The 10,852-nt window shown below is 38.7% G+C and carries 12 protein-coding genes; 11 read left to right on the top strand and 1 reads right to left on the bottom strand.

Features of this window, described 5'->3' with window-relative positions; genetic code table 11:
- Positions 1–999 (top strand): carbohydrate-binding domain-containing protein (locus ACI4WO_RS05020; RefSeq protein ID WP_439806467.1); only part of this gene is annotated, 999 nt, incomplete at its 5' end.
- A 66-nt stretch (positions 1,000–1,065) separates the two neighbouring features.
- Here the strand turns inward: ACI4WO_RS05020 and ACI4WO_RS05015 are convergent.
- Entirely contained in the window at positions 1,066–1,503 is a 438-nt protein-coding gene (locus tag ACI4WO_RS05015; RefSeq protein ID WP_439806466.1) for an RrF2 family transcriptional regulator, read from the bottom strand.
- Positions 1,504–1,620: 117 nt separating this feature from the next.
- Here ACI4WO_RS05015 and ACI4WO_RS05010 point away from each other — a divergent pair, with 117 nt between their 5' ends.
- The 10 genes from ACI4WO_RS05010 to ACI4WO_RS04965 all read left to right on the top strand — a co-directional run.
- On the top strand, positions 1,621–1,935 hold the full coding sequence (locus tag ACI4WO_RS05010; RefSeq protein WP_439806465.1) for a PRC-barrel domain-containing protein: 315 nt from the start codon (positions 1,621–1,623) through the stop codon (positions 1,933–1,935).
- 136 nt (positions 1,936–2,071) lie between these two features.
- Positions 2,072–2,815 carry a 30S ribosomal protein S2 gene (rpsB, locus tag ACI4WO_RS05005; RefSeq protein WP_439806464.1) on the top strand — a complete coding sequence of 248 codons (744 nt, stop codon included), beginning with the start codon at positions 2,072–2,074 and terminating at the stop codon, positions 2,813–2,815.
- Between the two features lie 71 nt (positions 2,816–2,886).
- On the top strand, positions 2,887–3,813 hold the full coding sequence (gene tsf / locus ACI4WO_RS05000; RefSeq protein WP_439806463.1) for a translation elongation factor Ts: 927 nt from the start codon (positions 2,887–2,889) through the stop codon (positions 3,811–3,813).
- A 132-nt stretch (positions 3,814–3,945) separates the two neighbouring features.
- Entirely contained in the window at positions 3,946–5,823 is a 1,878-nt protein-coding gene (locus tag ACI4WO_RS04995; protein ID WP_439806462.1) for an endo-1,4-beta-xylanase, read from the top strand.
- A 140-nt stretch (positions 5,824–5,963) separates the two neighbouring features.
- Positions 5,964–6,158: a sulfur carrier protein ThiS gene (gene thiS, locus ACI4WO_RS04990; protein ID WP_439806461.1), complete on the top strand. Its 195-nt coding sequence runs from the start codon at positions 5,964–5,966 to the stop codon at positions 6,156–6,158.
- Positions 6,158–6,961 (top strand): sulfur carrier protein ThiS adenylyltransferase ThiF, encoded by an 804-nt coding sequence (gene thiF, locus ACI4WO_RS04985; RefSeq protein ID WP_439806460.1) that lies wholly within the window; start codon positions 6,158–6,160, stop codon positions 6,959–6,961. The genes thiS and thiF overlap by 1 nt, the downstream gene beginning before the upstream one ends.
- Before the next feature lie 17 nt (positions 6,962–6,978).
- Positions 6,979–7,749, top strand: a complete 771-nt coding sequence (locus ACI4WO_RS04980; RefSeq protein ID WP_439806459.1) for a thiazole synthase — start codon at positions 6,979–6,981, stop codon at positions 7,747–7,749.
- On the top strand, positions 7,749–8,915 hold the full coding sequence (thiH, locus tag ACI4WO_RS04975; RefSeq protein ID WP_439806458.1) for a 2-iminoacetate synthase ThiH: 1,167 nt from the start codon (positions 7,749–7,751) through the stop codon (positions 8,913–8,915). The genes ACI4WO_RS04980 and thiH overlap by 1 nt, the downstream gene beginning before the upstream one ends.
- 6 nt (positions 8,916–8,921) lie before the next feature.
- Positions 8,922–9,506 carry a thiamine phosphate synthase gene (locus ACI4WO_RS04970; protein WP_439806457.1) on the top strand — a complete coding sequence of 195 codons (585 nt, stop codon included), beginning with the start codon at positions 8,922–8,924 and terminating at the stop codon, positions 9,504–9,506.
- Between the two features lie 103 nt (positions 9,507–9,609).
- On the top strand, positions 9,610–10,852 hold a 1,243-nt coding region (locus tag ACI4WO_RS04965), incomplete at its 3' end, for an ABC-F family ATP-binding cassette domain-containing protein (protein WP_439806456.1).

Raw genomic sequence — 10,852 nt, 5'->3', positions numbered from 1 at the left:
TCAAACGGAAATGTTGAAATCAACGGCGGTGATCTTACTTTGAGTTCTGGTGATGATGGAATTCACGCTGATGAAACAGTGGCTGTAAACGGCGGAAATATTGTTATAAATACCTCTTATGAGGGAATTGAAGGAAAGATAATAAATATTGAAGACGGAATTATTGAAGTTACAGCGTCTGATGACGGATTTAATGCAAGCGACGGCAGCGGAGACAGTATGACACCAGGAAACTTTGAAGGTACATCATCGGAATGCGAGCTTAATATAAATGGCGGAAGCATATATGTAAACGCAGGCGGTGACGGTCTGGATTCCAATGGAATTATGAATGTAAACGGCGGTACAACCATTGTTGACGGACCAGAAAACAGCGGTAATGGTGCATTGGATTCAGGAAGCGAAGTGATCGTAAACGGGGGAATACTGATTGCTGCCGGAAGTTCAGGAATGGCAGAAACTCCGTCAGAAAATTCCGGACAGTATTCAATTGCTGTTTCATTTGAACAGATGCTGACTTCTTCAGAATCTGTATGTCTTAAGGATTCTGACGGTAATGTGATATTATCATATCAGCCGGCAAAACAATATTCATCTTTAATAATCAGTACGCCGGAACTTAAGTCGGGAAGCGAATACAGCATATATTACGGAGGAAAAAACAACAGTGACGGAGAACACGGATTTATTACAGGCGGAAGCTATACAGGCGGAGAGCTTCTGGATACAGTAACTCTGGATAGTAAACTGACATCAGCCGGAACTGGTATTTTAGGACAAATGGGCGGCGGAATGCATCAGAGAGGAAATTTCAATCCGGGAGAAGATGATGAAAATTTGCAGCCGGACGATGAAAACGGAAAAAACTTTCCGGCAAACGGTGAAATGGAACCGCCGGATAACGGCGGAGTAATGCCCGGCAATGGAGGCGGTATGCCGGATAACGGAGAATTTCCTGACAGGGATATGCAGTCTCCTCCGGATACCCCAGGTATTTGAAAAATATGGATCTGTATGAAAAAAGGCGTGCTTTTAAAACAACAAAAGCCGCCTTTCATCTTTTTCTTATATTGAATAGTTATCGCCCGATATATCTGATTTATGCTCAATAATATCCTCCAGGGTAATATTATCAAGATATTCAGTAATCGCATTGTGAAGTCCTTCCCATACAAACAGAGTAGGACATTTTGCTGCACGGGGACATTCATTGGGTACCTGATCAAGACATGATACAGGAGCCAGACTTCCCTCGGTAACCCTGAGTATTTCACCTACAGTATATTCTGACGGACTTTTTGCAAGCATATATCCGCCCTGATAGCCGCGGTTTGTTTTAAGAAGCCCGGATTTATTAAGCATTGGAACAATCTGCTCAAGATATTTTTTTGATATTTCCTGTCTTTGTGCTATATCTTTAAGTGCGATAAAACCGTCAGACTGATGTGTGGCAAGATCAAGTAGCATCCTTAATGCGTATCTTCCTTTTGTTGAAATTTTCATGTTTTTAACACCTCTTATATGGATTTATAAAAATTCTGATAGCCTTTACTTAATTATACCATAGGTTTTATATGTTTTCAAGTCCGTAAATAAAATTCGGGCGGAACGGAGTCTTTTATGATTTGCAGTCTGAGCGAGCTTAGAAACAAGGATGTGATAAATCTGTTAAACGGTGAAAAACTAGGATACATAGATGATGCGGAATTTGATCCGGAAACAGGAAATATTATCGCATTTGTAATTTATGGCAGAGAGCGTCTGTGGGGACTTCTGGGGAAGGATAAGGATATAGTTTTGTCATGCAAGGATATTGAACTGATAGGCAGGGACGCTGTACTGGTAAAATTCCATGAAGACCTTTGTGAAAGCTCAGGCAGACGAAAAAAAGCAGTATTTGAAAAAATTATCATAAAAAAAGAAAAAAACACTTGATTTTTAAAAGAGAATATGATATAATATATTGGTAATTCGCACGCTTATACTTTCAGTGACTGGTGCCGCAATTAAAATCGGCTGTTGCTGAGCTAAGTTGGGCGGAGGAAATTTAAAACCAACAGGAGGAACTACCATGGCAGTAGTATCAATGAAGCAGCTTCTCGAAGCAGGTGTACATTTCGGTCATCAGACAAGAAGATGGAATCCTAAAATGGCTCCATATATCTTTACTGAAAGAAACGGAATTTATATTATTGACCTTCAGAAGACTGTAAAGAAGCTTGAAGAAGCTTATATGTTTGTACGTGATCTTGCGGCAGAAGGCGGAAATGTTCTCTTTGTAGGAACAAAGAAGCAGGCTGGAGATTCCGTTAAGGAAGAAGCGCTCAGAGCAGGTGCACATTACGTTAATGCTCGTTGGCTGGGCGGTATGCTCACTAATTTCAAGACAATCCAGACAAGAATCAAGAGACTGGAACAGCTCCACGCAATGGAAGAAGACGGAACTTTTGAGCTTCTCCCGAAAAAGGAGGTTGTTAAGCTGAATCTTGAAATTGAAAAGCTTGAAAAGTTTATGGGCGGTATCAAGAATATGGATACTCTTCCGGCTGCACTTTTCATTGTTGATCCAAGAAAAGAAAAGATTGCAGTAGCAGAAGCAAAGAAACTGAATATTCCGATTGTAGCTATTGTTGATACAAACTGTGATCCGGATGAAATTGATTATGTAATTCCTGGTAATGACGATGCTATCAGAGCTGTAAAGCTCATTGCCGGTACAATTGCAAATGCAATTATCGAAGGCAGACAGGGTGAAGATACAACTGAAGTTGCTGATGAGGCTGAAACTGAAGAAACAGCAGCTGAAGAAGAATAATTATTAAAAATAAACCCGGATATATTTTGGATATTCGGGTTTTTCTGAAAAAATATCTGGAGGAATTTATAATGGCTAATATTACAGCTAAAGACGTTGCTGAACTTCGTAAGCAGACAGGCGTTGGCATGATGGACTGTAAAAAGGCTCTTGTTGAAGCTGACGGTGATTTTGAAAAGGCAACAGTAATTTTAAGAGAAAAAGGTCTTGCAACTCAGGCTAAGAAATCAGGAAGAGTTGCTGCTGAAGGTATCGTTATGGCTTTGACAAATGCTGATCATACTGTAGGTGCTGTTGTTGAAGTAAACATCGAAACAGACTTTGCTGCAAACAATGATGAATTTAAGAAATTTGTTACTGACGTGGCTCAGACAATTATTGACAAAAATCCTGCTGATGTTGATGCTCTTAATGCAGCTCAGATTTCAGGCGGTTCTGTAACTGTTGCTGAAGCTCTTCAGGAACTTTTCCTTAAGATTCGTGAAAATATGCACATCAGAAGATTCAAGAGAATGGAAGGCATTCTTGTTCCTTATGTTCACGGCGGCGGAAAAATTGGTGTTATGGTTAATCTGGAATCTCCTGCAGGTGCTGCTGATGCTGTTTTAACATGCGGTAAGGACTGCGCACTTCAGGTTGCAGCTTTAAAGGCTCCTTATTTGAAGCGAGAAGATGTTCCTGCTGATGTTATTGAATCTGAAAAGAAGATTATGATAGCTCAGATGGATGAAGATCCTAAGATGGCTAATAAGCCTGAACAGGTTAAAGCAAAGATTGTTGAAGGCAAAATTGGCAAGTATTATTCTGAAAACTGTCTGCTGGATCAGGAATTTGTTAAGGATGGTTCATTTACAGTTCAGAAGTATGTTGATCATTGTGCTAAAGAAGCAAATACTACAATTAAGGTAGTTGACTATGTTTGCTTTGAAAGAGGCGAAGGCGTTGAAAAGAAAGAAGACAATTTCGCTGATGAAGTTGCAAGTATGATGAAAAAATAAGATATATTGCAAAAAGACAGTCCTAGGGACTGTCTTTTTTTATAAATCAAGCAAAATGTTACAGATGTAATTGACAAATTGAACTTAATATGGTAAAATTAACATATAAATTCTTGAACGGAGGTTTTTACTATGAAGAAGTTATTTGGCAAACAAATCTTAGCCGGATTAATGAGTTCTGTGATGCTGTTATCTGCACTTCCGGTTTCCGGAACTTTGAATTCATTTACCGGTTCGGTGGCTTTCGCTGAGGATGCTGAAAGCACAGAAAACATTATTTATACTGCTGATTTTGAAGACGGAGTGAATGATTTTACAGGAAGAGACGGATATGGCAGTTCCACGATTGACACTACAGGTGGTTATGGCGGTGGCTCCTGCCTTTTATTTACCGGCAGAGAAAAAAGCTGGCAGGGTCCTCAGATTCTCCTTGATAATATGATTGAACAGGGTGAGGAATATATTGTTTCGGCAATGGTAAAGACGCCTTGGCATGCTACAGTTCAGATGAGTATGGAATATACTGATTCAGAGGGAACAAGAAAATTCTCAAATCTTAATTCTTCAATTTCTCAGCAGGGAGATTGGGCAGAAATAGATGAAACAAAATTCAGCATTCCTAAGGGTGTTACAAAGGCATATATTTATTTTGAATGCAGTGATACTAATGTTAATATTTCAGTAGATAATTTTACAATTAAGACTGCTCCGGTATACGAGATTCAGCAGGATATACCATCGCTGAAGGATGTTTTTTCTCCTTATTTTAAGATAGGCGGTGCTGTAACTACTTCTGAACTTGCACCTAAATCTGCTCAGGAACTGATCAAAAAGCATTACAATAGTATAACTCTCGGCAACGAGCTTAAACCTGAATCAATTCTTGATCAGTCGGCTACAATTGCATCCGGCAGCGAAACAAATCCGGTAGTAAACATTGCAAGTGCCAGAGAAATACTTAATTTCTGCCGTGATAATAATATTTCTGTAAGAGGACATGTACTTGTATGGCATAGCCAGACGCCTGACTGGTTCTTTAAAACAGGATTCACAGACAGCGGAGAATGGGTTTCCGAGGAAATAATGCTTCAGCGTATGGAGAATTATATTAAAAACGTTTTTGCAGCACTTGAGGAAGAATATCCGACAGTTGATTTTTATGCATGGGATGTTGTAAATGAAGCATGGCTTAATGACGGAAGTCATCGTACAGCCGGTGCACAGGGTGCTAATGGCTCAGATAATTCTGCATGGGTACAGATTTTCGGTGATAATTCATTTATCGAACCGGCTTTTGAATATGCCAGAAAGTATGCTCCTGAAGGATGCAAGCTTTATTACAATGACTTTAATGAATATGAAACAGGTAAAACTGCAGCTATAGTTGAAATGGCAAATGATCTTAAGGAAAAAGGCCTGATCGACGGTATCGGAATGCAGTCACATCTGGACGTTGGTTATCCGACTGTTGCTTCATATGAAAAGGCTCTGAAAGCTTTTTCTGAAACAGGTCTTGATATTCAGATTACAGAGCTTGATATAACAACTTCTGATACTTCTGAAGCGGGATTTGAAAAACAGGCTGATATGTACCGTCAGATTATGGACGCATGCGTTAAATATTCCGACAGTGTTTCTGCTGTTGTATTCTGGGGAACAACCGATGACAAGAGCTGGAGAGCGTCAAGATGTCCGCTTCTGTTTAACGAGGACTTTACAGCAAAGCCTGCATACTACTCAATTATTGAAGGATATGACATTCCGGAAGTTACTGCAGATACAACAATGGATGTAACAGATGAAACTTCTGATAATATTCTTCCGGGTGATGTAAACCTTGATGGAAATATTGAAATTGCTGATATTGTTTTATTGCAGAAATATCTCCTTAAATTATCAGATTTTACACAGGATCAGTTAGATAATTCAGATCTGACATCAGACGGAAAAGTTAATATATTAGATGCAGTGGCTTTGAAACGAGTTTTTTTGCTGGATATCGATAAATAATCTAAAAAGTACTTGACACTAGTGAAAAAATTTGATATAATAAACATGTAATTTTTATATTGTAATCTCATGAATGAAGGGGTGCACCACCACGGGTGCAGCCCCTTTTTTGTCTTTTTGAGAATAATAAGGAGGTAAAAATGAAAATAAACGGTAAGGAAACTGAATTTACTGTTGGCGATTCACTGGCTGACATACTTGAAAAGAACGGTTTTAACCTGAAAAAAATTGCTGTTATGAAAAACGGAGAAATAGTTCCTAAAGCAGAGTATGCACAAACTAAAACTGAATCTGATGATAGTCTTGAAGTTGTAAGTTTTGTTGGAGGCGGCTGATGAAAATTATTTTAAACGGGAAACCTGTTGATATTTCTTGCAGAAGTCTTTTCGAAGTCAGGGATAAATATTATTCATCTGATTGCATTACTATTTTAAACGGATTTCAGACCTCTCAGGATATGACGCTTAATGACAATGATACTGTAAATATTATAAAGAAGGGAGTTATGCCGGAACGTGAACAGCTGGAAAGTCTTATGGCGGCACGACATACTCCTGAAGTTCATAAAAAAGTTAAAAGAGCGAAGGTTGCGGTCTGTGGTCTTGGAGGACTGGGATCAAATATTGCTGTTATGCTCGCAAGAACAGGTATAGGATATCTTAAACTTATAGATTTTGATATTGTTGAACCTAGCAATTTAAACCGGCAGAATTATTATATAGAACATCTGGGAATGAATAAAACTGATGCTTTGCAAAGTCAGATCAAAAAAATAAACCCGTTTATTGATGTATGCTGTATAAATGAAAAAATTACTGCTGAAAATTGTACTTCACTTGTTGGTGACTGCGATATAATATGCGAAGCTTTTGATAACCCTGAATCAAAGGCGATGCTTACAGAAACAGTGATTATGAATTTTCCTGAAAAGAAACTGGTATGCGGTTCGGGAATGGCGGGATTTGACAGTTCAAATAAAATAATAACACGAAAGGTTATGAACAATCTGTATATATGCGGTGACAATGAATCAGAAGCAAAACCGGGAAACGGATTAATGGCGCCGAGAGTTAATGTCTGCGCCGGACATCAGGCAAATATGATATTAAGGCTTATAATGGAAAATGATGAGCCTTGAAAAGGAGAAATGTTGAAATGAATAATGATAAGCTTATTATCGGAGGACATGAATTTAATTCACGATTTATATTGGGCTCCGGAAAATTTTCTATGGATATGACAAAAACAGTTATTGAAAAGGCAGGAGTTGAAATGGCAACTCTTGCTGTAAGACGTGCGGATTCCGGAAGCAGTGACAGTATTCTGGATTATATTCCTAAGGGAATAACACTGCTTCCAAATACAAGCGGTGCGAGAACGGCTGAAGAAGCTGTAAAGATCGCAAGACTTGCAAGAGAACTGGGCTGTGGTGATTTTGTAAAGGTTGAAGTTATACGTGACAGCAAATACCTCCTTCCGGATAATTATGAAACAATAAAAGCCACAAAAATGCTGGCAGCTGAGGGATTTATTGTAATGCCTTATATGTATCCGGATTTAAATGCGGCAAGAGAGCTTGCAAATGCAGGAGCTGCGGCAGTAATGCCTCTGGCAGCACCTATAGGCAGCAACAAGGGACTTGTAACAAAGGATTTTATTAAAATTCTGGTTGAGGAAATTGATCTGCCGATTATTGTTGATGCAGGTATCGGACGTCCGTCTCAGGCATGTGAGGCTATGGAAATGGGATGTGCAGCAGTAATGGCAAATACTGCTGTGGCAACAGCCGGAAATGTAGGACAAATGGCAGAAGCATTCAAACTTGCGGTTGAATCAGGAAGACTGGCATATTTAGCCGGTATGGGACGAGTTCTGGAGCATAGGGCAGAAGCTTCCAGTCCGCTTACAGGATTTCTGGAGGATTGATGGAAATGATAAAAATTCGTGAAACTGATCATATGAAATACCAGGAAGGTATGGAGCAGATAGACCATGGCATTATGAATAAGGTTCTTGCTATGACAGATGAATATGATTATTCCAGATATACGGCTGTTGATGTGAGAAATGTTCTTGCTAAAGATAATATGAACGTATCCGATCTTGCTGTATTGCTTTCGCCAGCTGCAGAACCATTGCTTGAACAGATGGCACAGAGGGCAAAACAGGAAACTGCAAAACATTTTGGTAATACAATATGTATGTTTACACCATTATATATAGCAAATTATTGTGAAAACTATTGTGTTTACTGTGGATTTAACTGCTCAAACAAAATAAAAAGAGGAAAGCTTTCCATGGAGGAAATTGAAGAAGAATATAAAACAATTTCTTCTACAGGACTTCGTGAAATTCTTCTGCTGACAGGAGAATCTAAAAAAGCATCACCTGTTGAATACATTGCTGATGCTGTAAGACTTGCAAAAAAATATTTTTCCACAATAGGCATAGAGGTTTATCCTATGAATTCTGATGAATATGCTATGCTTAAAAGAGCAGGTGCTGATTTTGTCAGTGTTTACCAGGAAACATATGATCCTGTAAAATATGAAGAAGTTCATCTCAGAGGAGCTAAAAGAGTTTTCCCTTATCGTTTTAATGCCCAGGAGCGTGCATTGATGGGCGGAATGAGGGGAGTGGCTTTCGGTTCTTTACTGGGACTGGGCGATTTCAGAAAAGATGCCTATGCCGCAGGTCTTCATGCGTTTTTGATTCAGCAGAAATATCCATGGGCTGAAATTTCCTATTCACTGCCCAGACTGCGTCCATATATAAATAATGAGGACAATAATCCTAATGATGTTCATGAAAAGCAGCTGCTTCAGGTCATGCTTGCCTACAGACTTTTTATGCCTTATGCGGGGATAACTATTTCGACCCGTGAACGTGCAGGATTCAGAGATAATGTAGTCGGTCTGGCAGCTACAAAGATTTCAGCCGGAGTAAAAGTGGGTATTGGCGGACATGGTGATAACGAGCAAAAGGGTGATGAACAGTTTGAAATTTCAGATCCCAGAAGTGTAGATGAAGTGAGAAATTCACTGTTTAATAAAGGACTTCAGCCTGTTTTCACTGATTATGTGAGAGTGTAAGAATATATGGTTATAGCAGTAACAAACAGAAAGCTTTGCACTGATGATTTTATTATTCGTGTAAGGGAAATTCTTCGTGCTGAACCCTTTGAGGTAATACTGAGAGAAAAGGATCTGAATGATGCCGAATATGAACAGATTGCAGCAGATATAGTGGCTGAAAATAGTGAATATAAAAAAAATATTGCTCTGAATCGTCCGGATATTGCTTTAAAACTTGGTATTGAAAATGTACATCTGACTATGAGTCAGCTTGCTGAATCAGGGAAACCGGAGGGATTTAAACGTGTTGGCGTATCCGTTCATTCGCCTGACGAAGGTGTAAAAGCTGAAAGATTGGGAGCTGATTATCTCATTGCCGGACATGTTTATGAAACCGACTGCAAAAAAGGTATTCCTCCGAGAGGAATTGAATTTTTCCGTGAGGTGTGCAAAAGTGTGAATGTACCAGTTTTTGCGATTGGAGGAATCTCAGAACATAATTTTATTGAACCGTTGAAAAATGGTGGTTACGGCGTGTGTCTTATGTCAGAATTTATGCGGTGCAGAGATCCTTTTAAACAAGTAAATAAATACAAAAGGCAGCTATAAAAAGCTGCCTTTTATATTGACTGAAAATCTGTCATAAATATTGCTTTTTAAATTTCAGTATGTTATAATTAAAATGTATATATAAAAAACGGAGAAATAAATTATGCTGGTAAATTTGATTAATATAAATAAATATTATAACGGGAATCAGATACTGCGGAATGTTAACTTATCAATTGATGAAAAAGACAGAATAGGTCTTATTGGTGTTAATGGCTGCGGAAAAACAACCCTGCTGCGCATTCTTACAGGTAAGGAACTTCCCGACCGTTCAACGGAAAAGGACGGTATAGTATCTTATTCATCCAAAACCTCTGTGGGATATCTGGAGCAGATGTCCGGGCTTGACAGGGAAAGTACTGTTATAGATGAAATGAAGGGTGTATTTCGTCATCTTGATGATGTGCTTGAACGTATGAAAGAACTTGAAAAGCAAATGAAGGAAACTTCAGAAATGAATAATGAGGTTTCTGAGGAATATTCCAGACTGGCATCTTACTATGAGTCAAATGACGGATATACTACTGATGTTAAAATTAAAACTGTATTAAACGGTATGGGTTTCAGTGAAAATGAATATGACAGGGTAATAAGCGGATTCAGCGGCGGTGAGAAAACCCGTCTTGCTATAGCTAAGCTTTTGCTTGAAGAACCTAATCTGCTTATCCTTGACGAGCCTACAAACCATCTGGATTTCAAAACGATACTGTGGCTTGAAGATTATCTGAAAGATTATAAGGGAGCTTTGCTTATAGTTTCCCATGACAGATATTTTCTGGATAAGGTAGTTACTTCTGTCTGTGAAATCGAGCATGGAGTTCTTACCAGATACAAGGGAAATTATACAGCGTTTACACATCTTAAGACTGAAAGTGTTAACCGACAGCAGAAGGAATATGAAGCACAGCAGAGGGAAATTGCAAAGCTTGAGGATTATATAGCTAAAAATAAAGTAAGAGCATCAACAGCTGCAAGCGCAAAAAGCCGTGAGAAGGCTCTGGACAGAATGGAAATAATTGAAAAGCCTTCTGTTGTTTTTAATCAGCCTAAAATACATTTTGAATACAGTGTTCAGCCTCCGTTTGATATATTGGAAGTAAAGGACGCTGATATTACTGTCGGAAACGGAAACAGCAAAAAAATCCTTGCAGAGCATATTTCTTTTGAAATAAAAAGGGGAGAAAAGCTCGGTATTATTGGAGATAACGGTATCGGAAAGTCAACCTTTCTGAAAATTCTTCAGGGAATGCTTCCGCATTCCGGAAAAATACGCTGGGCGTCAAATGTAAAAATATCGTATTTTGAACAGGAAAGTGCTAATCTGGATCCGAAAAATACTGTTATAG

The sequence above is a fragment of the Porcipelethomonas sp. genome (genome assembly GCF_051893655.1).
Lineage (GTDB): Bacteria > Bacillota > Clostridia > Oscillospirales > Ruminococcaceae > Porcipelethomonas.
This window is presented reverse-complemented; position numbering and strand designations above follow the sequence as displayed.

What these genes read in the sequence shown, in the direction of transcription:
- ACI4WO_RS05015 (WP_439806466.1), bottom strand. Translation starts at nt 1,503, where the DNA reads ATGAAAATTTCAACAAAAGGAAGATACGCATTAAGGATGCTACTTGAT.
- ACI4WO_RS05010 (WP_439806465.1), top strand. Translation starts at nt 1,621, where the DNA reads ATGATTTGCAGTCTGAGCGAGCTTAGAAACAAGGATGTGATAAATCTG.
- rpsB (WP_439806464.1), top strand. Translation starts at nt 2,072, where the DNA reads ATGGCAGTAGTATCAATGAAGCAGCTTCTCGAAGCAGGTGTACATTTC.
- tsf (WP_439806463.1), top strand. Translation starts at nt 2,887, where the DNA reads ATGGCTAATATTACAGCTAAAGACGTTGCTGAACTTCGTAAGCAGACA.
- ACI4WO_RS04995 (WP_439806462.1), top strand. Translation starts at nt 3,946, where the DNA reads ATGAAGAAGTTATTTGGCAAACAAATCTTAGCCGGATTAATGAGTTCT.
- thiS (WP_439806461.1), top strand. Translation starts at nt 5,964, where the DNA reads ATGAAAATAAACGGTAAGGAAACTGAATTTACTGTTGGCGATTCACTG.
- thiF (WP_439806460.1), top strand. Translation starts at nt 6,158, where the DNA reads ATGAAAATTATTTTAAACGGGAAACCTGTTGATATTTCTTGCAGAAGT.
- ACI4WO_RS04980 (WP_439806459.1), top strand. Translation starts at nt 6,979, where the DNA reads ATGAATAATGATAAGCTTATTATCGGAGGACATGAATTTAATTCACGA.
- thiH (WP_439806458.1), top strand. Translation starts at nt 7,749, where the DNA reads ATGGAAATGATAAAAATTCGTGAAACTGATCATATGAAATACCAGGAA.
- ACI4WO_RS04970 (WP_439806457.1), top strand. Translation starts at nt 8,922, where the DNA reads ATGGTTATAGCAGTAACAAACAGAAAGCTTTGCACTGATGATTTTATT.